General features: G+C 58.6%; 27 protein-coding genes and 1 pseudogene. 4 read left to right on the top strand and 24 right to left on the bottom strand.

Features of this window, described 5'->3' with window-relative positions; genetic code table 11:
• The first annotated feature begins 45 nt into the window (after positions 1 to 45).
• Positions 46 to 909, top strand: coding sequence for an AraC family transcriptional regulator (locus VK92_RS03765; protein ID WP_048024790.1), 864 nt, complete (start codon positions 46 to 48; stop codon positions 907 to 909).
• Between the two features lie 44 nt (positions 910 to 953).
• A complete protein-coding gene (locus tag VK92_RS03760) occupies positions 954 to 1,361 on the top strand; it encodes a DUF2000 domain-containing protein (protein WP_021161420.1) in 408 nt (135 codons plus the stop codon).
• A 27-nt stretch (positions 1,362 to 1,388) separates the two neighbouring features.
• Here the strand turns inward: VK92_RS03760 and VK92_RS03755 are convergent, their stop codons facing one another.
• The 7 genes from VK92_RS03755 to VK92_RS03725 form a co-directional block, all read right to left on the bottom strand.
• A complete protein-coding gene (locus tag VK92_RS03755; protein WP_048024792.1) occupies positions 1,389 to 1,739 on the bottom strand; it encodes a VOC family protein in 351 nt (116 codons plus the stop codon).
• A gap of 66 nt (positions 1,740 to 1,805) precedes the next feature.
• Positions 1,806 to 2,081, bottom strand: a complete 276-nt coding sequence (locus tag VK92_RS03750; protein WP_226281415.1) for an EamA family transporter — start codon at positions 2,079 to 2,081, stop codon at positions 1,806 to 1,808.
• A gap of 251 nt (positions 2,082 to 2,332) precedes the next feature.
• A complete protein-coding gene (locus VK92_RS03745) occupies positions 2,333 to 3,034 on the bottom strand; it encodes an ABC transporter ATP-binding protein (RefSeq protein ID WP_011694813.1) in 702 nt (233 codons plus the stop codon).
• Complete coding sequence (livG, locus tag VK92_RS03740) at positions 3,034 to 3,807, bottom strand: high-affinity branched-chain amino acid ABC transporter ATP-binding protein LivG (protein ID WP_027789672.1); 774 nt, start codon at positions 3,805 to 3,807, stop codon at positions 3,034 to 3,036. Before livG ends, VK92_RS03745 begins: the two co-directional genes overlap by 1 nt.
• Positions 3,804 to 5,075 carry a high-affinity branched-chain amino acid ABC transporter permease LivM gene (locus VK92_RS03735; RefSeq protein ID WP_042976328.1) on the bottom strand — a complete coding sequence of 424 codons (1,272 nt, stop codon included), beginning with the start codon at positions 5,073 to 5,075 and terminating at the stop codon, positions 3,804 to 3,806. The genes livG and VK92_RS03735 overlap by 4 nt, the downstream gene beginning before the upstream one ends.
• A gap of 11 nt (positions 5,076 to 5,086) precedes the next feature.
• The gene (gene livH, locus VK92_RS03730) at positions 5,087 to 6,013 is read right to left on the bottom strand and encodes a high-affinity branched-chain amino acid ABC transporter permease LivH (RefSeq protein WP_027789674.1); all 927 of its coding nucleotides are present in this window, start codon (positions 6,011 to 6,013) and stop codon (positions 5,087 to 5,089) included.
• 184 nt (positions 6,014 to 6,197) lie between these two features.
• Entirely contained in the window at positions 6,198 to 7,316 is a 1,119-nt protein-coding gene (locus VK92_RS03725; protein WP_048024795.1) for a branched-chain amino acid ABC transporter substrate-binding protein, read from the bottom strand.
• Positions 7,317 to 8,127: 811 nt separating this feature from the next.
• On the opposite strand from VK92_RS03725, the gene VK92_RS39405 reads away from it, so the two are divergent.
• Positions 8,128 to 8,751 carry a hypothetical protein gene (locus VK92_RS39405; RefSeq protein WP_082160883.1) on the top strand — a complete coding sequence of 208 codons (624 nt, stop codon included), beginning with the start codon at positions 8,128 to 8,130 and terminating at the stop codon, positions 8,749 to 8,751.
• Between the two features lie 86 nt (positions 8,752 to 8,837).
• On the opposite strand, the gene VK92_RS03720 is transcribed toward VK92_RS39405, so the two are convergent.
• The 4 genes from VK92_RS03720 to VK92_RS03710 all read right to left on the bottom strand — a co-directional run bounded on the left by VK92_RS03720 (position 8,838) and on the right by VK92_RS03710 (position 11,771).
• Positions 8,838 to 9,056, bottom strand: coding sequence for a hypothetical protein (locus tag VK92_RS03720; protein ID WP_048024796.1), 219 nt, complete (start codon positions 9,054 to 9,056; stop codon positions 8,838 to 8,840).
• A gap of 474 nt (positions 9,057 to 9,530) precedes the next feature.
• Positions 9,531 to 9,815 carry a hypothetical protein gene (locus VK92_RS03715; RefSeq protein WP_042976333.1) on the bottom strand — a complete coding sequence of 95 codons (285 nt, stop codon included), beginning with the start codon at positions 9,813 to 9,815 and terminating at the stop codon, positions 9,531 to 9,533.
• A 359-nt stretch (positions 9,816 to 10,174) separates the two neighbouring features.
• Positions 10,175 to 10,972, bottom strand: coding sequence for a hypothetical protein (locus tag VK92_RS41500; protein ID WP_131723268.1), 798 nt, complete (start codon positions 10,970 to 10,972; stop codon positions 10,175 to 10,177).
• A 421-nt stretch (positions 10,973 to 11,393) separates the two neighbouring features.
• The gene (locus tag VK92_RS03710) at positions 11,394 to 11,771 is read right to left on the bottom strand and encodes an immunity 22 family protein (RefSeq protein WP_053076290.1); all 378 of its coding nucleotides are present in this window, start codon (positions 11,769 to 11,771) and stop codon (positions 11,394 to 11,396) included.
• A 291-nt stretch (positions 11,772 to 12,062) separates the two neighbouring features.
• On the opposite strand from VK92_RS03710, the gene VK92_RS03700 reads away from it, so the two are divergent.
• Complete coding sequence (locus tag VK92_RS03700; RefSeq protein ID WP_048024797.1) at positions 12,063 to 12,404, top strand: hypothetical protein; 342 nt, start codon at positions 12,063 to 12,065, stop codon at positions 12,402 to 12,404.
• Positions 12,405 to 12,573: 169 nt separating this feature from the next.
• On the opposite strand, the gene VK92_RS03695 is transcribed toward VK92_RS03700, so the two are convergent.
• The 13 genes and pseudogenes from VK92_RS03695 to tssI form a co-directional block, all read right to left on the bottom strand.
• Positions 12,574 to 12,813, bottom strand: coding sequence for a PAAR domain-containing protein (locus VK92_RS03695; protein WP_027789678.1), 240 nt, complete (start codon positions 12,811 to 12,813; stop codon positions 12,574 to 12,576).
• A gap of 272 nt (positions 12,814 to 13,085) precedes the next feature.
• Positions 13,086 to 13,628, bottom strand: a complete 543-nt coding sequence (locus VK92_RS39400) for an SMI1/KNR4 family protein (protein ID WP_081082744.1) — start codon at positions 13,626 to 13,628, stop codon at positions 13,086 to 13,088.
• Positions 13,629 to 13,732: 104 nt separating this feature from the next.
• Positions 13,733 to 14,820 (bottom strand): annotated as a pseudogene (locus tag VK92_RS43460) (RHS repeat domain-containing protein); the annotation flags it as partial.
• A 192-nt stretch (positions 14,821 to 15,012) separates the two neighbouring features.
• A complete protein-coding gene (locus VK92_RS41495; RefSeq protein WP_131723269.1) occupies positions 15,013 to 15,507 on the bottom strand; it encodes a hypothetical protein in 495 nt (164 codons plus the stop codon).
• Positions 15,508 to 15,655: 148 nt separating this feature from the next.
• Positions 15,656 to 15,979: an AHH domain-containing protein gene (locus VK92_RS39395; RefSeq protein WP_081082777.1), complete on the bottom strand. Its 324-nt coding sequence runs from the start codon at positions 15,977 to 15,979 to the stop codon at positions 15,656 to 15,658.
• Between the two features lie 79 nt (positions 15,980 to 16,058).
• Positions 16,059 to 16,343: a hypothetical protein gene (locus VK92_RS03675; protein ID WP_053076291.1), complete on the bottom strand. Its 285-nt coding sequence runs from the start codon at positions 16,341 to 16,343 to the stop codon at positions 16,059 to 16,061.
• Positions 16,344 to 16,720: 377 nt separating this feature from the next.
• The gene (locus VK92_RS41490) at positions 16,721 to 17,335 is read right to left on the bottom strand and encodes a hypothetical protein (protein WP_131723270.1); all 615 of its coding nucleotides are present in this window, start codon (positions 17,333 to 17,335) and stop codon (positions 16,721 to 16,723) included.
• Between the two features lie 497 nt (positions 17,336 to 17,832).
• Positions 17,833 to 18,186 (bottom strand): hypothetical protein, encoded by a 354-nt coding sequence (locus tag VK92_RS03670; protein ID WP_048028265.1) that lies wholly within the window; start codon positions 18,184 to 18,186, stop codon positions 17,833 to 17,835.
• 225 nt (positions 18,187 to 18,411) lie between these two features.
• Entirely contained in the window at positions 18,412 to 19,179 is a 768-nt protein-coding gene (locus VK92_RS03665; protein ID WP_048024800.1) for an RHS repeat domain-containing protein, read from the bottom strand.
• 578 nt (positions 19,180 to 19,757) lie between these two features.
• Positions 19,758 to 20,180: a hypothetical protein gene (locus tag VK92_RS39390; protein ID WP_063808140.1), complete on the bottom strand. Its 423-nt coding sequence runs from the start codon at positions 20,178 to 20,180 to the stop codon at positions 19,758 to 19,760.
• 9 nt (positions 20,181 to 20,189) lie between these two features.
• Positions 20,190 to 24,491, bottom strand: coding sequence for an RHS repeat-associated core domain-containing protein (locus VK92_RS03660; RefSeq protein ID WP_231600654.1), 4,302 nt, complete (start codon positions 24,489 to 24,491; stop codon positions 20,190 to 20,192).
• Entirely contained in the window at positions 24,488 to 24,946 is a 459-nt protein-coding gene (locus VK92_RS03655; RefSeq protein WP_021161429.1) for a DcrB-related protein, read from the bottom strand. Before VK92_RS03655 ends, VK92_RS03660 begins: the two co-directional genes overlap by 4 nt.
• Positions 24,947 to 24,963: 17 nt before the next feature.
• Positions 24,964 to 25,761 (bottom strand): type VI secretion system tip protein TssI/VgrG (tssI, locus tag VK92_RS03650; RefSeq protein WP_048024812.1); only part of this gene is annotated, 798 nt, incomplete at its 5' end.

Here is a 25,761-nt window from a genome sequence, read left to right as displayed (position 1 = left end):
CGGCGTACACTGCAGGACACGTCACGACGCGGCACGAAACGAGCGATGGAGAGGGACACGGCGACGAACGGCAACGACACGCGCGACCACTGGCTCGTCGCTCGGCGCGATGCGGACACCGGCATCGAAAGCCTGCATGCGCATTTCAGCGGCCACGCATACGATGCGCACGATCACGACGACATGCTGGTCGGTTTCACCGAACAGGGCGTGCAGCAATTCCAGTGCCACCGGTCGGTGCATACGAGCGTGCCGGGCCGCGCGATCCTGATCGAGCCGGGCGCGCTGCACGATGGCCACGCGCCCGAAGCCGGCGGCTTCACGTACGGAATGCTGTACCTCCCGCAGGCATGGGTCGAGCGAGCGGCACGCCGGCTGGACCTGCCGGGCCTCGGCGGCGTCGAAGCCGCGTTCGGCCACACGCTGGTCGACGATCGCGGCCTCGTCGACACGATCCGGCAGGCGTTCGTCGCGCTCCACGGCAACGAGGGCAAGCTCGCACGCGACCAGGCGCTCGACCGCCTGCTGACGCGGCTCGGCGGCGAATTGCGCGCCCCGCTTGAGAGCAGCGGCCATGCCGTCGCGCCCGCGATTGCCCGCGCGCGCGATCTGCTGCATGCGCGCATGAGCGACGATATCGGCCTCGATGCACTCGTCGATCTCACCGGGATCGACCGGTTCCGGCTGACGCGGCTGTTCCAGCGCGCGTACGGCACGTCGCCGCACGCATACCTGGTGCGCGTGCGGCTACGCGCCGCGCGCCGCCTGCTGGCCGCCGGCCGCACGCCCGCACAGGTCGCGGCCGACGTCGGCTTCGCCGACCAGAGCCACCTCGGCCGCTGGTTCCGCCTCGCATACCGGATCACGCCGGCCGCGTACCGGCAGATGTGCACAAACGTTCCAGACTGATCGCACGCGGCATCCGATCATGTGCGCTTCAACGAGGAGCAATCATGTTCGATACCAAGGTGGCGCTGATCGTGCGCGACGATCTCGCGGCGTGGCAGAAACTCAATGTCGTCGCGTTTCTCGCGACGGGCGTCGCGGCTGAAGCGCCCGAAGCGCTCGGCGAGCCTTACGAGGATGCGGCGGGACGCCGCTACGGCCGCATGCTGGGCCAGCCGATGCTGGTGTTCGCGGCCGATTTGAACGGCCTGCAGGCCGCGCACCGGCAGGCGCTGTCGCGCGAGCTCACGATCGTGCCCTACGTGCACGCGATGTTTTCAACCGGGCACGACGCAGCGAACCGCGAAGTCTTTCGTGCCGGCGATGCCGAGCATCCCGACCTCGTCGGGCTGGCGCTGCGCGGGCCGAAGAAGGCGGTCGACAAGGCCGTGAAGGGGCTGGCGCTGCATACGTGAACACCCCGGCCGCCCCCGCATCCCGGATCAACGATGCGCGAGCACGTTGACGAGCTTGCCGAACGGATCGCGCACGTAAAACCGCCGCACGCCCCAAGGCTCGTCAGCCGGGCCGTATTCGACGGGAATCCCGGCCGCATGCACGCGTGCGAGTGCTTCGTCGACGTCGTCGACCTCGATCGACAGATCGGGCGTCGGCGTACCCGCCCCGCCCTGCGATGCGAAGCTGATCTGCACGTCCATCTGCTCGGCATTGCCATAGGTTGCGATCCAGCCGTGGTCCATCAGCACGTCGAGGCCGAAGATCCGCTGGTAGAAGCGCTTTGCGTCGTCGACTGATCGTGTGTCGATATTGGCGACGATCCGTTTGACCTTCATCGGATTCCTTCACAGGTCGTGACAGTACCGCGACGCTACACCGGAATCGCTTGCACAACCAGCGCATCAGCGCCCGGCCGCTTCCATCCTGGCACGCCGGGCCCGGGTGGCCCGCTCGCCTGGCTTGCCGGCCAGCCACACACCGATCGCGACGACGACGATGCCGAGATAGGTCGACACCGCGATGCTGTCGCCGAACATCCACGCGGCCCAGGTCAGCGTCACCGGCGGTTCGAGATAAACGAGGGTCGCCACGCGCGTCGCGGGCATGCGCTTGAGCAGCGCCCACAACGACAGGTAGGCGATGAAGGTCGAGAAAACCGTCAGCCACACGACGGACACCCACACATCCGGCTGACGGACGACGGCAATCGCGCCGCGCTGCATTTGCGCGACGTGCTGAAAAGCACGTTCAGGATCGGCCAGGGTAGAAAAGGCATCGGCAGGTCGAGGTCGAGGTCGAGGTCGAACGGCTGCCGATAGAGGTGGTTCGCGTCGCCGCAAGTCGTAGCCGGATCAACTACGATCGAAGCCGAATCGGCTACACCATTCGCGTCGACCGCCGGCCCGTTGCAGGCCGGCGGCTTCCTTCATCAACCGCCGAGGTACGCCTGCTTGATCCGGTCGTTCGCGAGCAGGTTCGCGCCCGTATCCGCGAGCACCACGCGCCCCGTTTCGAGCACGTAGCCGCGATCGGCCACACCGAGCGCCTTGTTCGCGTTCTGCTCGACGAGGAACACCGTGACGCCCTCGTCGCGGATCGTCCGGATGATGTCGAAGATCTGCGCGATCACGAGCGGCGCGAGGCCGAGCGTCGGTTCGTCGAGCAGCAGCAGGCGCGGCTTGCTCATCAGCGCACGGCCGATCGCCAGCATCTGCTGCTCGCCGCCCGACATCGTGCCGGCCCGCTGCGTCGCGCGCTCCTTCAGGCGCGGAAACAGCTTGAACACGTGCTCGATGCCGTCGTCGATCTCGTGACGGCTCGCGAAGAAGCCGCCCATCTTCAGGTTCTCGAGCACCGTCAGGCTCGGGAACACGCGCCGCCCTTCCGGCGAGATCGCCATCCCCTGCCGCATGATCTGGTGCGTCGACATCGCGGTGATGTCGTTGCCCTCGAACAGCACGCGGCCCGACGATGCGCGCGGCGTGCCGCACACGGTCATCATCAGCGTCGTCTTGCCGGCACCGTTGCTGCCGATCAGCGTGACGATCTCGCCCTTGTTCACCTCGATCGACACGCCCGCGAGCGCCTCGACCGCGCCGTAGTGCGTATGGACCTGTTCCAGCTTCAGCATCACTCTTCCCCCAGATACGCCTTGATCACGCGCGGGTCGTTGCGGACCGCTTCCGGCGTGCCGATCACGATCGGCCGGCCGTGCTCCATCACGAGGATGCGGTCGGACACGCCCATCACGAGGCTCATGTCGTGTTCGATCAGCAGCACCGACACGCCGAACTCGCGGCGCAGCTTGTCGATCAGGTGCTGCAGTTCGACCTTCTCCTGCGGGTTGAGGCCGGCCGCCGGCTCGTCGAGCATCAGCAGGCGCGGCTCGGTGATCATGCAGCGCGCAATCTCCAGACGCCGCTGATGCCCGTACGACAGCGTGCCGGCCGGCCGGTTGGCGACCGACGTCAGCCCCATCCGGTCGAGCCACACCGCCGCGCGCTCGAGCGCTTCCTTCTCGGCACGGCGATACGCCGGCGTCGAGAAGAGACCCGGCAGCAATCCCGCCTTCACCTTGCGGTGCTGCGCGACGAGCAGGTTCTCGACGACGGTCAGCGACTTGAACAGGCGAATGTTCTGGAACGTCCGCACGAGGCCCTTCAACGCGATCTTGTGGCTCGGCAGCCCCGCGATCGCATGGCCGTCGAGCACGACGTCGCCGCCGGTCGGCTTGTAGAAGCCGCCGACGCAGTTGAACACCGTGGTCTTGCCCGCGCCGTTCGGCCCGATGATCGCGAACACCTCATCGCGGCGCACGTCGAAATCGATCCCGTCCACCGCGAGCAATCCGCCGAAGCGCATCTGCAGCCCGGCGACCTTCAACAGTTCTGCATGTGCGCTCATCGCGGCAGCTCCACGTGGGGACGGCTCGCGGGCAGCAGGCCCTGCGGACGCCACATCATCATCAACACCATCACCAGACCGAAGATCAGCATCCGGTACTCGGCGAAGCCGCGCGCGACTTCCGGCAGCACGGTCAGCAGGATCGCCGCGAGAATCACGCCGAGCTGCGAGCCCATCCCGCCGAGCACGACGATCGCGAGGATCAGCGCCGATTCGATGAAGGTGAACGATTCAGGATTCACGAGGCCCTGGCGTGCCGCGAAGAACGCGCCGCCGATGCCCGCGAACGCCGCGCCGAGCGTGAACGCCGACAGCTTGATGCGTGTCGGGTTCAGGCCGAGCGAACGGCACGCGATCTCGTCGTCGCGCAGCGCTTCCCACGCACGGCCCATCGGCATGCGGATCAGGCGGCTCGTGACGAACAGCGTGAAGCCGACCAGCACGAGCGCGAGCAGGTACAGGAAGATCACCACGTGGTCGCCGCTGTATTCCAGCCCGATCAGTTCGTGGAACGTCTTCGCGCCTTCGACGCTCGCGCTGCGCGCCATCTCGTAGCCGAACACGGTCGGCTTCGGGATGCCCGAGATGCCGTCCGGGCCGCCCGTGAGGCTCGTCAGGTTGTTCGCGAGCAGGCGGATGATTTCGCCGAAGCCGAGCGTGACGATCGCGAGATAGTCGCCGCGCAGCCGCAGCACCGGGAAGCCGAGCAGGAAGCCGAACGTCGCGGCCGCGATCGCGGCGAGCGGCAGGCACTCCCAGAACGACAGCCCGAAGTACTGGTTCAGCATCGCGTACGTATAGCCGCCGACCGCGTAGAACCCGACATAACCGAGATCCAGCAGCCCCGCGAAACCGACCACGATGTTCAGCCCGAGGCCGAGGATCACGTAGATCAGCGCGAGCGTCGCGACGTCCACCGCGCCGCGCGAGCCGAAGAACGGCCACACGAGCCCGACCGCGAGCAGCACCCATACGACCGCGCGCTGCTGCCGCGCGCCCATCGCGGGCATCGCCGGCAGCTTCACCGCCGATTTCGCGCGCACGAGCCACGGCTTGAACAGCTGGAACAGGAACACGGCCGCGACCGCGATCCACACCGGCCGCCAGTGCGGCGTGAGCACCACCTGATAGCCGTCGAGCTTCAGTTGCAGCCCGAGCACCGGAATCGTGAGGATCGCCGTCAGGAACGCGGCGGCCACGGCATTTTTCAGCGCCTGGCCGAACGAAGCGTCGGCGGCCGGGCGGCGAACGGAAATGACTGTACTCATCTGCGTCTCCCTCAAACCTTTTCGATGTCCGACTTGCCGAGCAGGCCGGTCGGGCGGAAGAGCAGGATCAGCACGAGCAGGCCGAACGCAACGACGTCCTTGTACTCGGCCGGCATGTAGCCTGCGGCGAAGGTTTCAGCGAGGCCCAGCAGCACGCCGCCGAGCATCGCGCCCGGGATGCTGCCGATGCCGCCGAGCACCGCGGCCGTGAACGCCTTGATGCCCGCGACGAAGCCGATATACGGATTCAGCTTGCCGATCGTCAGCCCGATCAGCACGCCGCCGACGGCCGCCAGCATCGCGCCGAGCACGAACGTGAACGAGATCACGCGGTTCGTGTCGATGCCGAGCAGGTTCGCCATCTTCATGTCCTCGGCGCATGCGCGGCAGGCACGGCCCATCCGCGAATGCGAGATGAACAGCGTGAGCGCGATCATCAGCACGACCGTCACGCAGACGATCAGCAGGCGCGCATACGGGATCGTCACGTCGAAGTCGCCGCCGAGATGGATGTCGAACGCGCCGGAGATCAGCACCGGCACGGACACGTCGCGCGCGCCCTGGCCGATCTGCACGTAGTTCTGCAGGAAGATCGACATGCCGATCGCGGAGATCAGCGGCACGAGGCGCGGGCCGCCGCGCAGCGGCCGATACGCGACACGCTCGACCGCGAAACCGTACAACCCGGTGACGATCACCGACACGATCAGTGCGGCGCCGAGCACGAGCGGCAGCGGATAACCGGCGGAGATGCCGATGGCCGTCAGGGTGACGAGGCCCACGTATGCGCCGATCATGTAGATCTCGCCGTGGGCGAAGTTGATCATGCCGATGATGCCGTAGACCATCGAATAGCCGATGGCGATCAGCGCATAGATCGCACCCAGCGTCAGGCCGTTGACCAGCTGCTGGGCGAATTGCGGAAAGAAGTCAGTCATGTGCGGGAAGCTCCCGTTGGCGCTGTGTCGCGTACCGCGCCGGATCACGGCATTCGGCCGCGCGCAACGCACGGTGTCGTCTCGGGCCGCCTGCCGGCCGCGCACTGGGGACATGCGCGGCGCGAATGCACACCCGCCCCGTCCGGGTTTCGGACAGGGCGGATGCGTGGGCGGGTACTCCGTATTACTTGGCGGCGGTCTTCGTCGCGTCCTTGTGCCACGTGTACACGACGAACTTGAACGCCTTCAGGTCGCCCTGCGCGTCATACGCGACCTTGCCGATCGGCGTGTCGAACGTCGTCTTGTGCATGTACGCGGCGACCTTGGTCGGGTCGGTCGTCTTCGCGCCGGCGATCGCGTCGGCGATGATCTTCACCGCGGCGTACGACGGCATCTGGAACGGGCCGTTCGGATCGCGCTTCTTGTCCGCGAACGCCTTCACGAGCGCCGCGTTGGCCGGATCGGCCGAGAAGTCGGCCGGCAGCGTGACGAGCATGCCTTCCGAGGCCGGGCCGGCGATCGCCGTCACGTCCTTGTTGCCCACGCCTTCAGGCCCCATGAACGTGGCCTTCACGCCCTGCTCGCGCGCCTGGCGCAGCAGCAGGCCCATTTCCGGGTGGTAGCCGCCGAAGTAGACGAAGTCGACGCCTTGCGACTTCAGCTTCGTGATGATCGCCGAGTAGTCCGAATCGCCGGCGTTGATGCCTTCGAACAGCACGACCGGGATCTTCGCGGCTTCGAGGTCCTTCTTCACCGACGACGCGATGCCCTGGCCGTACGACTGCTTGTCGTGCAGCACCGCGACCTTCTTCGGCTTCACGTTGTTGATGATGAAGTGCGCGGCGGCCGGGCCTTGCTGGTCGTCACGGCCGATCGTGCGGAAGATGAAGTGACGCTTCTTGCCTTCCGTCAGCTGCGGTGCGGTGGCCGACGGCGTGACCATCACGATGCCTTCGTTCTCGTAGATGTCGGAGGCCGGGATCGTCGACCCCGAGCACACGTGGCCGATCACGTACTTGATCTTCTGGCTGACGATCTTGTTGGCGACGGCGACGGCCTGCTTCGGTTCGCATGCGTCGTCCATCATCACCACTTCGAACTTGTTGCCGCCCGCACCGCCTGCCGCGTTGATCTGCTCGATCGCGGTCAGCGCGCCGGCCTTCACCATGTCGCCGTATTGGGCGACCGAGCCGCTCATCGGACCAGCGATGGCGATCTTCACGGTTTCCGCTTGCGCGGTGGCCGCGCCGGCGGCGAACAGCACGGCGGCGACGGAAATGGACGTAAGACGGGACAGCGTCATCTGGGAGCTCCTCGATGTTGTTTAGTCATACGGGCAAAGGCGGCATGACTTGCGCAATCGAACAGCACCCGGGGCGAGGACATGGGACACGCCCGAGACACATAGAAGACGGAACTCCAGCGGAATGTTGCGTAGCGGGGCCCGGCTCTTGCAGTCCCCGAAGGGGACGTCTGGTTCGGAAAGACATCGTGATGCGTCTTGCATTGCGCAAGCGTTTCGCCTGCCCCGCTTGCCAAACCGCTTGATCGGAGGGATGGTCCGACAGCCGTTGGCAAGGCAGTCGAAATTATATGGGCGTTTTTAAATCGTCTGTCAAAAATGCCGGTCTACCGAGGGAAAACACGTAGAGAGGTTGTGACAGTCGGTAGCAATGACGGCGCAACCTCGGAGGCCCTGGGGCGCTTGGTGGGAGTGCAATCTGGTTGCTATTGGCTGGGGTTTTTCGGCGCTGTGCCTTGTCGGGATTGGGATTGGGTGATAGGCGATTTTTCGTGGTGCGTGGCGGGGCTGTAAAGGGTCGCATCGTCGTTCTTCAATCGACTGATGATTGGTTTGGTGAGCACCATTGCAGTGCGTTGGGCGGAGGCGCTCAAGCCTTCTATTTGCCGACGGTTTTAGCTCATTCGAAAGGCTCTTGTTATTGATGTGAAATAATACGAATTCGCCTCTGCAATCCAGCCAGCCTTCCTGCGAGACGCGTCCACCGCGCCTCGCAGTCGCTTCAGGGACACTTCAACGCCCGCCCGTCGCCCAGCCGCCAGCCAGTGATCTGCCGTTTTTTTCATTGCACATCACCTGATTGGGATCGCTCATGAATCATCCGTTTCGCCTTTCCTCCGCCGCCGCGATCGCGTGCGCGCTTTCTGTTTCTACCGCCAATGCGGCCGGTCGCGATACGCTGACCGATCGGTCGGCCGGTGCCAATGTCTTTCGTTCCGAACGGCGCGCCGCCATTCGCGATGATGGACATACGGCACGTTTGAACCGCCGCCGCTCGCAGTACGCTGCGCCCGTGGAGCGTAGTCCTTTCGATACGCCGGATACGCGGCCGTTGCGTGTAACAGGCGATGCGCTTGTGGCAGCGCCGCCTTCGTCGGAACATGAACCCGAGTTGGTGTTGCCCGCGAATCGGGTCGCACTCGGGGCGGGTGGCAGCGACAGTTTTGGCCGCGCGGTGCCTGGATACGAGCAGCGTGAGCAGAACTGGAATGAATACCTACGGGCGAATGGCTCGCGGCCGGCGGGGGGTGGCGGATCGTATGCGGCGCAGCGGCCGTATGATCCGCCGCGCGGGCCGCATGGCGCGCCGAATCCGTTCGATCCGTCCGTGCCGCAGCCGGAGACGCGGACGTTCTATGACAATGGAGCGGGGACGCATTGCACGGCTACCGGCGGTGCGGGGACGTCGCGGTCTTCTTGCAATATCGCTTGGTAATCCGCTCGTCGCGGGTGGCTTAGGTTGCCCTGCCCGGCGCGCTGCGCGACTTCGCGCTGCGCGGCCACATCCTGCGCCGTTGCCTTTTACAACTGCGTGACGATTAGCCGGCCGGGGTCAATATCGATTCGCGCCTTTCGGCCCGGGACAAAACACGCATCGCTGATCAGCCACATTCCACCAATCTTCATGTACGGAAAGATCTTCTCCGGCTTGAGGTCGGTTTTCGGCGTACCCCACATTTCCTGAATCGTGACGAAACGTTCCGTCTTTGGTGGTCGTGCTTTATGACTCGGCTTAGCCATGGGCAACGCCCACTTAGTTGGCCGCGGTTAGCGGGTCGTGAGTGTTGGTAGCACTTGCGGCCTGCGCTCGTTTACTGCGGCGTTTTAGTGGTTCGGAATCCTTCTTTATTGGTATTCGGTGGATACAGTGCCTTGATAGGGAGTCGGCGCGTGTGGCACATCCATTCACGCGCACGGCGTGCACGCAATCATCATCAGTTGGACATTGCCTATTAGACCATCACCGACGCGTATTGAGCTGCACGTTAGCCATTGGGATAGGCACGCGACTTGGTCAGTCCTCGGTTTATTGCGCGCTTCGAAGCCAATGGGGAGCAAATCGACGCAAGCGCGATCCGTCCCTGACACGACTGATCAGCACGTGACGATTTGAAACGGTTCGGCCTTGGCCACGCGCCACGTATAGCCGCTACCGGTACGGCGGTGAGCCTGCGCTTCCCCTAACGCGAACGCGCATAGCGGTTGCCGTGGTCGTTACGATGGCATCCGCATTAGACATTCGCGCAGGCGCTTAATCAACTCCGGGTTGTCAGTGCAATCGATAGGGCGGATGTTGTCGAGTGCCGGGACGTTCAAACTTATCCACTTCTGCGCCGACTTCGGGCCGGCAACCCAGTAGATCGTGTAAGCAAGATCAAGGTGCCCATTTAGAGCCTTGGCGAGATCTCGGACCTCCGGCAAATCCTTGTATTTCGCGAAAAGATCGGAGAATTTTTTCCAGACATCGTCACCAGCGTAGTACTGTTCGAGCTGATTCAACAGAGCACCCCCAAAAAGAAGCTAGATCGCCATCCTCATGATCATGCGCCAACGGCACGAGCACTACACCGTCACAATTCTGGCTGACTCAGCCTCCCGTATGTGAGTGCATGTGTAGTTGCTCTCGATGTCTTGGACCTCGGCAGATACCAGTCGTCCACCCGTACCGCAGCGATAAGAAAGCTCCATACTCGGTGTGCCAGTCGCCGCGCGGTACGGAATCTTCTTCGGCAACAGCGCGCAAGTATTGCGGTAAACAGTCGGCCGCTGTAGCGCGTGTAGTCGTCCACCGCATCCTTCGGGCGTGTGATTCGGAATCGGTCGAATCGCTTACGATCCGCGCCAATCAGGAAACGCGCTCACGGTAGCTTTCGCACCGGCTTATTCGTGGACGCTTTTTGCCAGGCGAGCAATATTCCCGCCTCTCCGCAAGCGTTGTTGACTTCGGGCAAAGCAGTCGAATCGACCGACCAAATCCACATGCCATTTGAAATGCTTTCCAACGATCCTCGAGAAGAATCAGATCCGATCCATTCTTTCAATGAAAGATCGTTGACGCGAATCTCCAGATGTTCTTCATTGAGAACATTCAGGGGATAAACCATCCTGAGTTTTGCTCCTTCGTAGCTCGCCGACCCTGGCGACCTATTAGGAAGCTCCCTGGTGAAAAGAGATGTATTTTCAAAAGGAAAAATTCCAACCAGATTAACACCAGTCGAATATTTGAACGCAATCGACGAATTTTCCGCATCGTAATCGATCGCGTATTTAAATCTCACATTAATGGCCGCATGCTTTATAAATTTCACTATTTCTTCACTCACCTCGCCAATTGACCTCCCTATCTGGACATCAACAAATGATAGCCCCTCAAATTCCGGAGCATTGTGGCCAAATGAAATAACTGGGACACCACCATTTTCCTCGTCGTTATATACCTGAAATTCAACGACCTCCCCAGCTGCAATCCTGCCCCTTAATTCAGCGATAGACGTTTCATGATCATCAGCAAATCTCTCTCCGTTCCGGACAACGAATTCCAGAAAAACCGCCTTAGTTGCTTCTCCACCAAATTGACGAAACAGGCTTTCAGCCAATGACAGAGCGGACTCGACCTGAGTCGGATCGGTTCCATAAATTACGATTCCAGCGCTCATCTCTTCTCAGACTCCTGATATTGAGGCGAGAACAATTCCGTTCGCGTCTTAGTTGGAAAATTCCGGCTCTTGAAGCTCCGGCGCATCTGGCCCAGTAGATCCGAGGAAGAATCGAATCCGAATTAGCTGTCGCACTTCCCCGCTACGGTTTGTCTTTCACCCATCCGCAAGAATCATCTCGAAGATACATCACTTTCCGGCACACTATGCGCCAAGTTCGTTCATCTCGAATTTTTCTACCACCTGCAAGTAGACTCTTGCGCCGAAGGCATCGTCTGGAAGCGGATCAAAAATGAGGTCCTTTGTATACGCAGCCCCCCCTGAAGCGCCGAACACATTCACCCACGTACAATAAGGAGTATCCAAGAGTTCGTAAGCCCTTTTTACTTTGATCTCCCCGTTTTGAACTACATCGCCAAGTCTACTTCCGAAAAACAAACGTCCCGACGAAGCGCACGTGGGAGGCAGGACGCACGCTTTCCGCGCTCAAATACTGAAAGTTATAAAGTAGGATCAGACCATTATCATCAGCACTGCGCATAGCTTCGAGCTGATGAATCAACACGTCGGCAAAACTATCGATCCAAGAAAATCCCACAAGATTCTCTCGAATGCTTAGATCCGGTTGCAGCATGTCCGCCTCGCGGAAGTCATCGTCAAACCAATCAATTCCGGTATCGTCTCGAAACTGATTGGAAGAGTCACCGTTTTCGTCGTAGGTGTTCTCGATGTAGTCCGTAAGATCATCACCGTCAGTGAACTTCCCGATCCAGACTGATACTTTGTTAGCTTTTTCCATTTCTTCTTACTCCATCGGCGGCCGAAGACCTGCGGGAAGGTTGTCGATGCCATTACTCAAAACGCTTATCCTCGAACATCTTAAGCCGGTTGTGCTCGACGTACCCGCCCGGATGATCACTCGACACTAGGTTAGCCGCCGCATCCCAGCGAAACACTTCCGACGGCAATCCCGGCCCCGCCGCCTGTTCAACGCGACCAGTCGGGTCATACCGATAGTTCGTCGTGCCATAACGCTGATCGCGCATTTGGATCACATCGCCCGCTGCATCGTAAGCAGATCATCGGCCGCATGACCACGCTGCACAGCGTGCCGCGCACGACGGCCTACCGCGTCATATCCGAAATGACTGGTCGGCTTGCCCTACGTTCGCAGCACCTCGCGATGCAGATCATCGCGTTCCATGTCGGCGACCGCAGCACCGTCAACGCGAATCTGGTGTACATGTCCCGACCCATAATGCAGCCAGTCGATCGCGCGCTCGCCGGAGATCGTGGTGCTGACGCGATTGCCGAGTTCATCATAGGTATGCGCGAGCCAGCCGTTCAGGTTGACCGGGTTCGTCAGCGACTGGTCACTGGCCGTCAGCGCATACAGTTCGCCAGACGCAACCCGGATCGCCCATCCATATAGCTACTCGCAACGCTCTCAGGCATTTTCCTTTGCCCTGAGCCGCGCAATCGCATCGCCCGCGAACGTGTTCCGGAATTTCAAGAATCGCACGTGCTCTCTTTTTCCAATTACTCCGAGCACGCAAGTCATTTGGACGATTTAGCTACGAAATAGGCGAGCGCGTTGTTAGTTAGATAGTTCCCGTTGGAATCGCCTCGTCGCAAGTCGTCTTGTCCCCGACCCGCGCAGCAGGTTGATCGTTGATATAAACGCTCCCCGACCGATCGGCAATCATCTGCGACCCAGGATGGTCGGTACACGCGACGGTATCGAGATCGCCCGGCTTCGCCGCCCGCGCCGCCGGTTTGTTGTTGACGTACACGTTCCCCGATCCGCTCGCGGTCTTGCCTTTGATCACGGGCGGCACCATTGAATTCGCCAGTGACGCGGCCGGCGTAGTCCGATGGGAACGCGATCAAACACGGAAGGCAGAATCAATACCTTGGTCCGTTTCTTCTCGCGATCCGCACCGGCCCCGTCTAGTTCCCGCTAACTGGACACCTATTCCATCCTGCAGCAATTCCGAATCTTGCCCGTCGTGCGGTTGCAGCGCGCCGGTCGTCACCCACAGGGTCACGCCGGTGCGTGTGTTTTACGGAGGCCACGGCATAGCTGGACATAGGGAACTGCCCCGCGTGCATATCAAAACTGAAGATCCACCTTTACTGCGCGAGGCGCATTCGCCGGCGGATCTTCCGGCGTTAGCCGGCTAACAAACTCCTGCAATGTGTCGGTGATTTTCGTCAAGCCCGTACCTCGTGGCGGCAAGCCCGGGCCCACCTCGCTCTCATGATCCCAGAACTCAACCGATCGAACACCTGATGGGTGAATTCTGAGGCAGACTTGATTTCCACTAGGCGCTTCTCCGATTGGAATCCAATCAGCCGGAATACGGCCCTTATACGTCTCAACCCTCTCGAGTATCGTCGATCCATATTTGCTCGACAGTCCGTAGAGAAGCTCTAAAGAATCGGTACCGTCCTGTGCTGCCCACGGTGACGGTTCATCAGAACGAAACTTGATGAGCGAATTGAACTCGATGTCACCGCCAAAATGCAACAACAGGTTTCTATAGTCGTCCGGAAGAGGGCCAACTTCGGCCTCAACGGAAGCTAAAAGTCGCATCTTCGTTTCCGACGACAACTTGTTAGGAGTTGCTCCGAGTTGCGAAAGTTTGTCTAGCATCGCGCCTTCCTCATATCTGCCGCAGATCCCGTGTGCGGGACATTTCCATGTAGATCAGATGGAATGAACTGAATTTCACCGTCCCAGCGGCCGTTGGTGCGCGGCAACCTATCGGCCGCCCAGCCCCACGGGTCAATCCATACGATCGGATTCGGCCCGTACTGATACAAGTTCGTTCCGCCGATCAGCCCGATAGGGTCCGGATTGATGAAGCGTCCGATGTCCGGATCATAGAACCTGAACGTGCTGTAGTGCAGCCCGGTCTCGCGGTCCAGATACTGCCCCTGGAAGCGCAGGTTTTGCGACCGCGGAACGTGAGTCGGCACGGGCGCAGTCACCTGCACATCGCCCCATGCCGATGCCGGTCGCTGTGGCGCTCGTGCGATCCATTCCTCCTGTACCGAGTTGCCCCAAACCTTGTAGCGCGCCTGCCAGACCAGTTCTCCACCTGCGTCGGTTAATTCCTCCGGCAGCCCCGAAACATCGTTGTGGAAGTAGTAAACCGCATCCCTCGCATCAGCATCGTTAGCCGCCGGCTTGCCCTGATCGATCCGCGCAAGCGGCACATAGCTATTAGCCTAATACAACTACGTCAGCGCTTCCTCACCCTGGCGGTCGTGATACGTCTCCTGCACCAACCGCATGCCGTCCCACGGGAAATCCGTACTCGCGTAACTGCCATTGAGCTTCCGAATCCGCCGACCAAACGCGTCGTATTCGAAATGCGTCGTCGCGATTCCGAGCCGGTCCTTCGGCACGACGGTCTTCAGCTGGTTCCAGTCGTCGTATTCAAGCGCCAGCTCTTTCGCAGGCCCATGACCACTCACCTTGCGAACCAGCCGACCATAAACGTCATACTCGAAGCGCTTGTCTCGAACATCTTGAGCCGGTTGTGCTCGACGTAGCCACCCGGATGATCGCTCGACACCAGGTTAGCCGCCGCATCCCAGCGAAACACCTCCGACGGCAATCCCGGCCCCGCCGCCTGTTCAATGCGACCAGTCGGGTCATACCGATAGTTCGTCGTCCCATAACGCTGATCGCGCTTCTGGATCACATCGCCCGCTGCATCGTATTGCCACTGCTTCGCAAGCAGATCGTCAGCCGCATGGCCCCGCTGCGCAGCGTGCCGCGCGCGACGGCCTACCGCGTCATATCCGAAATGACTGGTCAGCTTGCCCTGCGTTCGCAGCGATAAGCTCACCAAGATTCAAATGCATCGCGAACCATTTTTCCACTCTCCTCCAATACCAGTATTTGGCCATGAGCAGGAAACCAAACAGATGTTCCTGGGAAATGCGAGATCACTCGATGCCACCGGCACAAGCGGTGGTCGGCGCACCAAACAGATCTCGCGACAGCGGAATAGGTTAAATTTATAAATTTAAGATTCAGGATAAACTGGCAATTTTACTCTACCTCGGATCTCAAAAATCTCCACCTCCGCCCCCTCTCCGACTACCTCAAGTGCGCGATCCGGGAAAGGGCCTTCTGGCCAGTGAACAGTAATATTTTTGATACCTCCAGTGGCAGTCCGAGAATAAATCGTCTCCGTATATTCCAGATCATCCTTTTCAATCTGAAATGCCACATAATTTTTATCGTCAGCGATGGCAAATTTGACAATGCGCGTCATTTCAGAATCCGGATCCTCGCGAAACGTATCATCATATACGTATCGCATCACGAAACCGTCGAAATACTCATAAAATTCATCGGAACGAATCCAATCTCGGTTGTCAGCAGGCCCAATCAGCTTGCCATATTTAACTACGTGTATGACTCGCCCTTCATCATCATACGAATAGCAATATCGCCGATGGCCGGGTTCCGACTCACCTTTCAACATCCGGCCGGGCTTGATTCCCAGCATTTCCATGCGATATGGCTCGAGGGACCATGGCACACCAACACCCGTCCCCCACTTCTGTGATTTAGTCTTCTCTTTAGCTTTTTGGAGAAATCTTGGGTACGCGCCGTCACACGCGGCAAGCAATTTAACGAGACTATCCTTTTGCATTACTCACCTACCGCTTCGTGGGGAAAGTTTTTTCGCCTTTTAGGTCGCTTTTGAGATCATCCAGTCCGGCGATGAATTCAGGTTCGGTTTTCGCATTGATCAGGTTGTCGAAAACATACTGCTTATACGCATCACTGTGGACACCCTCTCCTGAGTGAGCAGTAGACAAGTCTCCAGTAAGACGTGAGTTTGCATCTTTGGGTAGCCGCGCACCATTCTTTGCTCCGTTCAGCGGAATACCTAAATCCTCCATCTGCTGTCTTGACCTTTCCCTGACTCGAGCAATCAGAACGTGACGGTTGGAAACGGTTCGACCTTGGCCGCGCGCCACGTATAGCCGCTACCGGCAGGCGGTGAGCCTACGCCTCCCCTTCCTCTAACGCGTACGCGCTTAGCGGTTGCCGTGATCGTTACGATGGCATCCGCATTAGACATTCGCGCAGGCGCTTGATCAACTCCGGGTCGTCAGTGCAATCGATGGGGCGGATGTTGTCGAGTGCCGGGACGTACGAACTTATCCACTTCTGAGCCGACTTCGGGCCGGCAACCCAGTAGATCGTGCAAGCAAGATCAAGTTGCTCATTTAAAGCCTTGGCGAGATCCCGGACTTCCGGAAAATTCTTGAATTTCGCAAAGAGATCGGAGAAATTTTTCCAGACATCGTCGACAGCATAGTACTGTTCGAGCCGAATCAACAGAGCACTCCCCCCAAAAAGAAGCTAGATCACCATCCTCGAGATCACGCGCCGACGGCACGAGCACTACGCCGTCACAGTTCTCGCTGGCTCAGCCTCCAATCCTGTAGGGATGAAGACGCGTAGACCCTTCCACTATCAGGACGACTGATCTGGCGTGTAGCAACACCACTGACAAATTCCGTAAAAATCTCTCCGAAACCACACAGAAAATCCGTCCTCGAGTGAAAATATTCTCTTTTCATGAATAGATCAATCCGCTTATTTTTATTCGACTCGAAATTTCAATCGATAAGAAATCATCAAAACCCATACGAGTTCGGAAAATAAGGAAAGCAACGCTACCTCGCCCGATCTCAGATCGCTCACGCATACAATTATCTACAATATTTTTTTAGAATACCCTCATCAAACAGCTTACTTCCCGCCACCTTACTTCCCAATAAATAATCAACATCCAGCCCACTCAATTCGACACCATTGCTTTTCGCCGCAAACACAATGGTCAAAAATGGATAAGAATAATAGCTTGGATTTTCCATTACATCCCGAATCAATCCAACGCCAGCCTCCATCGCATTTATGACCCTCGGCAAATAAATACCTGTCACTTTTTCGCATATCCATCGACATGTCGTCTCGACTTCCATCTCGTTCCGCGGCAAGTCAACTGCACCACCGGAACCCGGAGAAAATGACTTCACTCTCTCCATGGATGTATTCATCGCGAGCACCAACCCCGTAGGTATCCTCGGTTTATATGGTGGATTATTTTTTTTAAAAAAATCCTGAAGATCAGGAGAATCGGCGGCGACAGAAAGAATGTAGCCATTTGCATTCTTCAGGAATCTGAATCCAATTCGCCCGCTACCCACACTCTCTCGACCGACAAGAATTTCCCCCTTTGACACCTCAGCCCCGCTCTCACTGACCTTTTCCGTGAGAACTTCCTGCAATCTTTTTTCAAAAATCTTCCTTAACTCCGCGCTCACCTTGCACACCTCAGCATTTCAGCCATGGAATGTTGCACCGTACGAAATATCACGCACCCCAAGCACCTCACCTATATCTACATTGCCAGCTTCGGCCCAAACTGCCCAGATTTTCCCCGCTGACGACATAATTACCCTACAACCAATTCCGGCGACCGTATCGATACCATCCATTCTTCTTGCATCGAACTGTTCCGAACCTTGTAGCAGCCTGCAAGATCAACTCGCCGTCGGCGTCGGTCAATTCCTAAGGCAATCCCGAAACGTTGCTGCAGAAATAGTGGACCGTAAGCCGTACATCGACTCCGTTCGCCGCCGGCTTGCCTAGGTCGATCCGCCCAAGCGGCACGTAGCTATCGAATCGCACAAGTAACCCGTGATTCCTCGCTCTGGCGGCCGTCATAAATCTCCTTTTGATCCATATACCGTCCCACTGGGAATCGATACTCGCATAACATCACGCGAATGGGTCAAATACGCTAGACATCTCGTTTGAATTATTTAGCAAAATTGTTCGTCAAGCGAAATGGATACATCCACGCTTCGCAAACCCTCATTTTAAAATCCTCACTCATCACATCTCCATCACGAGCCTCCATTTGATTTACCCTTGAAATTACATACCCCTCATTCACCTCATTACCTTTTTGGTAAAATTTCAACTCCATCTCACCGAGGTCACTAGCCTCAAGAAGACTCTCAAACGCACTATTAATTAGCGAACTAGACGCAAAAATATCCGCGCCCGCATCTTCGCAGGAAAATTTCAAATATAGTATCGCCTTTTTCAGAGCATTAATTTCGCCCACCTTCAAAGAAATACTCTTTTTCGGCTCACTCTGATCAGTCATGCGCATCCACCTCCTCTAGAATTTATCTGACGACTCGTCATACCCAATCGCTCCTCACATGACATACCGGATAAATTTCCATTGGGATTCTTTCCTGAATGCGACGTTTCACCAACACCCAGCCTTCCATCACGAATATATTCAAGAAGCGAAGACGACTTAATATTAACCATCCGCTCACCTGTTGCCTTGAATACAAATACACAACCCCCTCTTCCCGCCCCCTCATTTCCAACAAATATCTCTCTCAACATCACCATGCGCAATCAAAATATTCGCCAAATAAACCTTTTCAATCGAATTTAGACTTATAGCGACAATTTTAAATATATAACCCAAACGAACCCAATTGATATAATGAATAAATATATATTCGCCAGCCCACCCTACGGTGCATATTGATAAAGATCCCCTCATCAATCCAATCGGACCAGAGTTGATGAACCGTCCGATGTCCGGATCATAGAAGCGGAAGGTGTTGCAGTGCAGTCCAGTCTCGCGATCCAGATACGGCCCCTGGAAGCGCGAGTTCTGCGGTTTGGGCACATGAACAGGTGTCGGCGTCACCTCCTGCACCGCAACCCAAGCCGCTACGGATCGGTGCGCAACCCACTCCTCCTGCACCGAGTTGCCCCACATCTTGTAGCGAGCCTGCCAGATCAACTCGCCGTCGGCGTCGGTCAGCGCCTCCGGCAGCCCCGACACGTCATTGTGGAAATAGTTGACCTCATCCCTTGCATCGGCATCGTTAGCCGCCGGCGTGCCGTGATCGATCCGTGCCAGCGGCACATAGCTGTTGGTCTCATACAAATACGTCAGCGCTTCCTCGCCCTGACGGTCGTGATACGTCTCCCGCACGAGCCGCATGCCGCCCCACCGGAAATCTGTACTCGCGTAGTTGCCATTGAACTTGCGGATCCGCCGACCAAACGCGTCGTATTCGAAATGCGTCGTCCCGATACCCAGTCGGTCCTTCCTCACGACGGCCTTCAACTGGTTCCAATCGTCGCATCCAAGAAAATTATTTTATATCTATAAATCAACTCCGAAATTCATCATTTTCTATACAATAATTAATTTCATCGATAAACCACTTCACACCCTCATTCCGGTCGACCTTGTTTTTAAAAATGTCGCCCAATTGACTCACCAACATCCAGCATCTCAAATTGCAACCCCCAACAGACTTCGGCATCTCCACACCCTCTTCATCTAGATAAATTTCGTCTCTTTTTGGCTATTCTTCCATGAATTCAAGTTCGCATAAATCCAGTCTTTTCCAAAAAAAAAATGGAATACCCTCAATCAGCTCTACAAGAGAATCACGAATCTCCACAATTTGCCCCACATTGATCATCCGTCACGACCACATCACGTTTTCGCCCATCGCCCCCGATCAATATTCGCGACGCTATGAACTGTGGCCCACTGAGACGACCAGCAACAGAAACCGACATTTGCTTCGTGTTTTAAAATTCTCGATATAGATCATTGCGCCTTACGTCCGCCTAAGCGCCTATTAGCACACAACCTCCCCTATCAAAATTCCCCAATCACGGGAACATTTAATTTCAAAATGAATACACCCACAACTCATCAAAAACAAATTCCGCGCTCAAAAAATCGGTCAATCTTTCAAAATCATCCAGCTCATCGGGCAATGAAAGACCGATTCCCTTTATCCCATCGATCTGAACAAATCCACACCATGCAATCTGAGTATCAGAATTTTTCAGCACGTCACCCACGGACATACCAGGCCAGAGTTTCCCGAGAAAATTTCCTCCGAAATTTCTGTTGCAAGCAAGACTTTCAATCCGCCCACTTTCTGGATCATGGTAGATCGTAATTGCACCACCATTGATTTTGACGGTGTTTTGATTGACTCGCTCTACCTCACACTCCGCACTCAACCTATCAACAACACCCTGAACTTCCTCGCCCAGTAAAATTCCACCCAGAGATTCCGCGGGAACAATTATATTATTCAGCATCCATATTCCTTATTTTGGAGAATTAGACAAATTCCCATCCACATACACAGGGCTATCGAAAATTCTGTCGAAATTCTGAAACTCAGATGGTCCAATTCGCCCTTGAACTTCCCCATTTCGATACACCTTCCAATACTCACTCCCATGAACTCCGCCTCCAGGGTGGAAATCTAGAACATCTACGTCACCATTCCCGGTCGTTCGTGTGAACAATGTGTGAGAAGTCTTGGGGCTATTTTGATTTGTTATGCTCTTCGTAAACCCTTTATCCGTTAGAAACGACTCTACATCCTGAGGTTTTTTTCCAGTGAGCCGATCAACCCATCGCTCGGCAATATTATTCCTCTTGTTAAATGCCTTCGTACACGTCAACCCCCAAGGATCAATCCACGAGATGGGGTTGCGGGCATATTGATATAGATTGAGTCCACCGGAGAGACCAATCGGATCTGGCGTAATGAAGCGCCCTACATCTGGATCGTAGTATCGAAACAGGTTGTAATGCAGCCCCGTCTCTCGATCCAGATATTCCCCTTGGAAACGCAAATTCTGCGACCGTGGCGCACGGACAGACACAGGTGCCGTCTCCTGCACCTCGCCCCATGCAGGCGTCGACCGCTGCGGCGCCCGCGCAACCCACTCCTCCTGCACCGCATTGCCCCAAACCTTGTAGCGGGCCTGCCAAACCAGCTCGCCGCCTGCGTCAGTTAACTCCTCCGGCAACCCCGAAACGTCGTTGTGGAAATAGTAAACCGCATCCCTCGCATCAGCATCGTTAGCCGCCGGCTTGCCCTGATCGATTCGCGCAAGCGGCACATAGCTATTAGCCTCATACAAATACGTCAGCGCTTCCTCGCCCTGACGGTCGTGATACGTCTCCTGCACGAGCCGCATGCCGTCCCACAGGAAATCCGTACTCGCGTAACTGCCATTGAGCTTCCGAATCCGCCGACCAAACGCGTCGTATTCAAAATGCGTCGTCGAGATCCCAAGCCGATCCTTCGTCACGACGGTCTTCAACTGGTTCCAATCGTCGTACTCAAGAATCAGTTCCTTGGCAGGCCCATGACCACTCACCTTGCGAACCAGCCGACCATAAACGTCATACTCGAAGCGCTTGTCCTCGAACATCTTGAGCCGGTTGTGCTCGACGTAGCCACCCGGATGATCGCTCGACACCAGGTTAGCCGCCGCATCCCAGCGAAACACCTCCGACGGCAATCCCGGCCCCGCCGCCTGTTCAATGCGACCAGTCGGGTCATACCGATAGTTCGTCGTGCCATAACGCTGATCGCGCTTCTGGATCACATCGCCCGCCGCATCGTATTGCCACTGCTTCGCAAGCAGGTCGTCAGCCGCATGGCCCCGCTGCGCAGCGTGCCGCGCGCGACGGCCTACCGCGTCGTATCCGAAACGACTGGTCAGCTTGCCCTGCGTTCGCAGCACCTCGCGATGCAGATCATCGCGTTCCATGTCGGCGACCGCAGCACCGTCAACGCGAATCTGGTGCACATGTCCCGACCCGTAATGCAGCCAGTCGATCGTGCGCTCGCCGGAGATCGTGGTGCTGACGCGATTGCCGAGTTCATCATAGGTATGCGCGAGCCAGCCGGTCGGTGTGTATTCCTCGACGACCTCACCGCGAGCGCCGTATTTCAAGCTGACCCGATTCTTCAGCGACGGGCCGCGAGCAGCCAGCGTGTACAACTCTGCGGATGTGATTCGGCTCGCCTTGTCGTACAGATATTCACACCGCTCATGCGCGGCTTGCTTCGCCGTCAGTCGACCGATCGCGTCGCGCTCGTATCGCGTCTCGATCTGTCCATCCCGGACACTCGTGCCTTGGCCGCACACGTCATATTCGTACGTACGCTTGTGACCATCGAGGCCGATCTGCGCAGAAACCAGATCGCGACGGTCATACTGGAAGCGATACGTCTCGCGATTCTCGTTGGTCAAACTCGCCAACCGGAACGCATCGTCGTACCCGAATCGCACGACACGATCAGCCGCATCCGTGCGTGCTATCAGCAATCCGCGCGGATCAAGTTCATAACGCGTGCTGCGCTGGTTCGCATCGACAACTTCAACGAGCCGCCCGGCCGCATCGTATCGAAACATCTGGCGCGCGCCGTCAGCCGTTCCGATCCCCGTGACACGTCCCATCGCATCCGTTTCATAGACGGTGGACTGGCCCATCGCGTCGGTCACGCGCGCAAGCGTACCCCGCGCATCGTATGCAAACCGCGTGATCTTCCCGGAACAATCCGTGTACGAGGTCAACTGCGCGCGGCCGTTCCATTCGAGGAACTTGTAACCACCGCGCGCATCGCGGATCGTGTGTACCAACCCGCGTTCATCCCGGTGATACTCGGTCGCGAAGCCCGCCGGATCGCGCGTCATCGTCAGGTTGCCGCGATCGTCGTAGCGATAGATCCAGCGCGAATTGGCCGGATCGGTTTCCGCGACGGGCAGGTCGTAGTGCCCGTTCCACTCAGTGCGCTCGACCTGGCCCAGTGCATCGATGCGTTGCGTCTGCCGCCCGCGCTCGTCATATTCGAAGCGGGTCGTGTTCCCTGCCGGATCGGTCGTACTGACCAACTGCCGCATCGCGTTCCATTCGAGGTGCCACACGTGACCTTCGGCATCCGTATGACTCGTTGGCTGCAGATCCTCGTTCCACGTCCACTGCGTCACGCGGCCGATCTGGTCGGTGATCGTCACCGTGCGCCCGGCGAGGTCCGCATTGAACGTGTACGCTTCGCCGTCGTTGGTCCAGTGGCGCACGACACGTGCATCGCGCCCAACACCCTCCCACGCATAGAAACACTGCAAGCCGCCACGCAACGTGTGCTGAACCATCAGTCCACGCTCGTACGCGAAACGTCGCGCGATATAGCCGCTGCGGTCGGTAACGGCAACCAGTTCGCCAGCATCGTTGTACGCGTAACGCACCAGCGTATCGGGTTGCTCTCCGTCCACACCACGGGTCAGCTCGATCGCGGCAATGCGTCGGGCGTGCGACTTGTCGTAGGCGAACGCCAATACGCGACCAGCGCTGTCATGCAGCCGTGCCGGCCGCACGACCTCACCGGCCGCTTCCTGCTCCACCTCGATCCAGTTGCCGTTGCGATCCTCGAGACGCCACAGCTTGAGCGTTTCGTTATCCGCATCGCTGCGGGCACGACCGAAATCGCGATACACACCATCGACCGTCTCGACCACATAGTGGCCACCCGCGGTGCAGATCAGGTAAATGCCTTCAGGCACGCTGAAGTGACTCTCACCCGGCGACACGGCCGGGAACACGATATCGCGCCCTTGCTCGTCCCAGTAAGTGATCGACTGAACCTCGCCGTGTTCACGCGCGAGCCGCAGTTCGACGCTGATCGGCACGCTCCATCCCGTCCCGAACAGGCTGTCGGCACGATCATCGAGGCTGCTATAGAAACGCTGCCACACGATCGGCAACGGCCCGGGCAGTACGAAGTCGGTATCGTCCGTGCCGTCGAGAACCTTGCTGCCGGTAATGACGTTGACCGGATGCCCTGCCGACGGCCGCGCCAGGCTACCCAGCCAGGTACCGAACGCACCCGCCGCAAAATTCACCGCAAGACACGGCACCTTGCTCTTCAGGAACTGCCCCCAGCTCATCTTCCCGCGCCCGCAAACTGCGAGCGCAATACCCAGCGCCGCCCCCAGCCATCCGAGCCGGGTAGCCGACTTCACGTCCCTCACCCGCTGCGTGCCGCCGCCGATGAAAACGTTGTCCGAACCTTCGGCAATCGTCCCGTCGCACGTGGTCTTGTCCCCAACCCGCGCGGCCGGTTGATCGTTGATGTAAACACTCCCCGACCCATCGGCAATCATCTGCGGCCCGGGATGATCGGTACACGCAACGGTATCGAGATCGCCCGGCTTCGCCGCCCGCGCCGCCTTCTTGTTGTTGACGTAAACGTTCCCCGATCCGCTTGCGATCTTGCCCTTGATCTCGGGCGGCACCATCGAATTGGCCAGCGCCTTCGCGCCGTCGTCGATGGCCTCGTTCATCCCGCTCGCTTCCATCAGCGCGCCCGAGCCAACGGCCACGCCGACGCCAATCGCGATCACGAGCGGCGTCGCCAGCCCGGCCGTGCCGATCTCGAGCGCGGCGAGGCCGGCGAATATCAGCCCCTCCATCGCCTCCGCCACCAGTGCCCCGACGATGGCGCCGCCGACCACCGACCCGACCGTACCGACCAGTTCACCCAGAAACGACGTGTGCTGGATCGGATCTTCGAAGCGAGCGGCCGCGAAGTTTTCCGCGCTCACGACGCGTCACCCGGCCCGAGCAGGGTCGGTCGCGCCGCGCGCGGCTGGAAACTGGCCAGCATGCGGTCGGCGATCGCCTGCTGTTCTTCGGTCAGCGGTGCCGCGCTGGTCAGCGTCATCACCAGCACGCGGCCGGCGTCGTCCGACGGAAACATGGTCTGCACCTGATGCCAGAGCCGGCCGTCCCGTTCGTGCGTGGAGTCGATCTGGATGCCCGCACGACCCGCCACCGTCACGGGCCGGCGTGCTTTCTCGGTCAGCATCCTGGCATCGCGCGACGCCACTTCCCATTCGCGCGCGACGAACGCGTCGAGATTCTCCCCGTCACGCAAGCGCCCGCGAGCGATCACGAGATTGAGGCCGCCGGGGCCGGCGTTCATCATCAGGATGTTGACCGTGCGATCAAGCGCCGCGTCCGGCAGTTCGAAGGTGCCTTCGTGAATTGCGTAGTGCATGGCTGGTTTCGTTGGTTTTATTTGTTGAGATCGATGCGCTTGCCGTTGACCATCACGCCGTCGTCGGTCATCAGGATCACGGAGCCCTTGTGTTCGAGGCGAATGCCTTCCGGCGCGAGCGAGATCGAGCTGTCCATCACCTTCAGCAGGATGCCTCGCTCGGCCATGTAAACCTGCGTGCCGCCGCCCCCGTCCTTGGCCGGCGTCGTCACCTCGACGGTGGTTGCGGTCGTGCTGCGCTTCTCGGCGATCGTCTCGGTCAGGTTGCCCTGCGGAATCTGCTTCTCTTCGCTGCCGGTGGCCACCAGCACGGTACGCATCGGCCCCAGCACCTTGTGCGTCTCGTTGTTCTCGACGACGGTGTTCATGTCCTTCTGCGCGTGCATGAAGAACTCCTGCATGCCGTTCGTGTCGGTCATGCGGATCTCGTTCGACCCCTGCCCCTTGTGCGTCTGGCTCTTGATCCCCATCGTCTGGCCGGCCGCACCGTGATACGGATTGCCTTGCTCGCCGTTGAACACGCGGCCGACGATCACCGGGTTGTCCGGATCGCCCTGGTTGAACGCGACGAGCACCTCCTGCTTGATCCGCGGAATCGCCGCCGCACCCCAGCCGTCGCCGGCCCAAGGTTGCGACACGCGCACCCACATCGAATCGGACCCGTCCTTCTTGCCGCGCCGGTCCCACGGAAAATGCACCTTCACCGCGCTGCCGTTGGTGTAGATTTCCTCACCCTTCGGCCCGACGACGATCGCCGACTGCGTGCCGTGAATCACCGGCTTCGGCGTGCCGCGCGGCGCGCGATACGGCACCTT

Source organism: Burkholderia sp. LK4 (assembly GCF_001043615.1).
In the GTDB taxonomy this organism is placed as follows: domain Bacteria; phylum Pseudomonadota; class Gammaproteobacteria; order Burkholderiales; family Burkholderiaceae; genus Burkholderia; species Burkholderia cepacia.
Note: the sequence above shows the minus strand (reverse complement) of the source record. Positions and strands in the feature narration are given on the sequence as shown.